This window comes from Micromonospora phytophila (assembly GCF_023656545.1).
GTDB lineage: Bacteria > Actinomycetota > Actinomycetes > Mycobacteriales > Micromonosporaceae > Micromonospora > Micromonospora phytophila.
In genome coordinates this window covers 1-2,205 of the sequence record NZ_JAMOKF010000546.1, presented here as the reverse complement: position 1 = coordinate 2,205, position 2,205 = coordinate 1, and the positions used below count along the sequence as shown (strand labels likewise).

Genomic DNA, 2,205 nt, shown 5'->3' with positions numbered 1-2,205 from the left:
TGCCGGGGCCGGCACTATCGCGGATGGCGGTGGGCCGGGGGGCGCCGTCCGGGCCGGCCAGCAGGTGGCCCAGGTAGGACTTGCGGCTGGCCGCGAAGAGCAGCGGAAAGCCGAGCTCCAGCAGCTCCGGCAGGCGGGCGCTGAGCTCCCAGTTGTGCGCGGCGGTCTTCGCGAAGCCGAGGCCCGGGTCGATCACGATCCGGTCGGCGGAGACCCCGGCCCGCAACGCCTCGTCGACCCGCTGGCCCAACTCGGCGCGGACGTCGGCGACCACGTCGGTGTAGCGGGCCAGGTCACCCATCTCCCGGGAGTGGCCGCGCCAGTGCATCAGCACCCACGGGCAGCCGGCGTCCCGGACCACCCGGGCCATGTCCGGGTCGGCGAGCCCGCCGGAGACGTCGTTGACCACCACCGCGCCGGCGGTGAGCGCCGCGTCGGCGACGCGGGCCCGGCTGGTGTCGATGCTGACGGCCACCCCGGCGGCGCTCAGCTCGCGGACGACCGGCAGCACCCGGGCCGCCTCGGTCTCTGCGTCGACCCGGTCCGCGCCGGGACGGGTGGACTCGCCGCCGACGTCGACCAGGTGGGCCCCGTCCGCCCGCAGCCGCACGCCGTGTCCGACGGCGGCGTCGAGGTCGGCGTACCGTCCGCCGTCGGAGAAGGAGTCGGGCGTGACGTTCAGGACGCCCATCACCACCGGGTCCTCGGCCCGTACCAGATCGGTCACGACTAGGACGGTACCGGTCGTCCGGAGGGCCCCGAGCGGCCCGGCCCCAGGGCGGTGACATGGGCATTGGAACAGGTGTACGATCGGTCGTCCGGGTCGGATCGGGCAGACTCTTCGCGGGTTGTCGCAAAGGGGGGCTGCCCGTACGCTTTGGAATTGCCCAGCATCGAGATGGCGAAGCCTGGAGGGAGGGCCGAAGCGGGAAATTCCGCCCAAAGCTCACCACTCTCCGTGGTGAGTAACGAACGCAGGGTCCCTGACGCTGCGCCCAGTGAGCACCATTCCCGCCAGGCATGCCCATTGCACCGCCGCGGCTCCGCCGGCCGCGTTTTGGGGAGGTTCCAGTGATCGCCATCGAGCTGATGGAGACGGCATCGTCCGCCGCGCTCCACGCGCTCTCCACCCTGGCGTCGACTCCACTCGCCGAGCCGGCGCCGAAGGGCATCGACACCGAGGGTGTCGTCACGTTCTTCGCCAGCAAGATCGCTCCGATCCTGCTGGCCGTTCTGGGTGTCATCTTCATCGGGCGGGCCAGCCGGGGCGAGATCTCCAAGGTCCTCACCAGCTCGGCCATCGCCATCGTCGGCCTCGCTTTCATCGCCGGAGCAGCGACGCTCTTCTTCATCGGCGACTACCTGATCGACCTGATCTTCGAATAGGCGCGGGCAGAGATGCGGCTGCGCACCGACGACGACATCTACCGGGCCCGCCTGGTCTACCTCGGGCCGCCCGGCTACACGCTTCCGGTCCACCTGCCGTACGCCCAGTACGGGCTGTTCATGCTGCTCGTCCCCCTCTACATGTTCATCCACTGGTTGTTCACGCTGAAGGTCGAGCTCTTCCCGGCCTGGGAGATCGCGCTCGCCATCGTGACCACCTCGTTCATCTTCCGGTACGTCGACCCGGACCGGCCGGCGCGCATGGTGATCCGCACCGCGCTGACCGACTGGCGACGGACCCGGGAGCCGGCCGCCGAGCAGCGGGACCCCCGCCTCGTCGGCAGCCGGATCAGGATCCGGGAGGAACTGGCATGACCGGGCGTACGCCGATCGGGCAGTCGCACGACGCGGGTGAGGCGGTCGCATGAACCGCTCCTCCACGCCGGGTCCCCCGGCCGGAAACCCGGCCGTCCCCCACGGTAACCGTGCGCGATCGTTCGACTACACCGACGACGCCGATCTCGACGAGGTCGCGCTCGACCCCGCGCTCGTGACCACACCCGGGCACGGCGGAGTCGGCGTCTTCCAGGCACCCCGACCGGTGCAGCGCCGGGCGCCCGCCGAGCCGGCACCGTCCACGGGCGACAGCGCCGACATCGACTCTCCCTTCCTCGACCTGTTCGGCGGCACCCACCCCGGCGCGGCGCGGCCGACGCCCCCGCCGCAGCGGGCCACCGACCGGGAGCAGCGGAGCATCCCGCAGCAGCCGGCCGCCATCGAGCCGGCTCCCGCCCAGGCGACGCCGCCCCCGCCCCCCGC

3 protein-coding genes and 1 pseudogene are annotated in these 2,205 nt (G+C 72.1%); 3 read left to right on the top strand and 1 reads right to left on the bottom strand.

From position 1 onward, the window contains the following. On the bottom strand, positions 1–727 hold a 727-nt coding region (gene folP, locus NCC78_RS31035), incomplete at its 3' end, for a dihydropteroate synthase (protein WP_250798981.1). A 344-nt stretch (positions 728–1,071) separates the two neighbouring features. Between folP and NCC78_RS31030 the strand changes: the two genes are divergently transcribed. The 3 genes and pseudogenes from NCC78_RS31030 to NCC78_RS31020 all read left to right on the top strand — a co-directional run. Continuing rightward, positions 1,072–1,386, top strand: a complete 315-nt coding sequence (locus NCC78_RS31030; protein WP_250798979.1) for a hypothetical protein — start codon at positions 1,072–1,074, stop codon at positions 1,384–1,386. A gap of 12 nt (positions 1,387–1,398) precedes the next feature. Next, positions 1,399–1,761, top strand: a complete 363-nt coding sequence (locus tag NCC78_RS31025; RefSeq protein WP_250798978.1) for a hypothetical protein — start codon at positions 1,399–1,401, stop codon at positions 1,759–1,761. Positions 1,762–1,810: 49 nt separating this feature from the next. Then, positions 1,811–2,205: pseudogene (locus tag NCC78_RS31020) on the top strand (ATP-binding protein); the annotation flags it as partial.

Coding starts and splice junctions, on each gene's coding strand:
- NCC78_RS31025 (WP_250798978.1), top strand. CDS start 1,399: ATGCGGCTGCGCACCGACGACGACATCTACCGGGCCCGCCTGGTCTAC.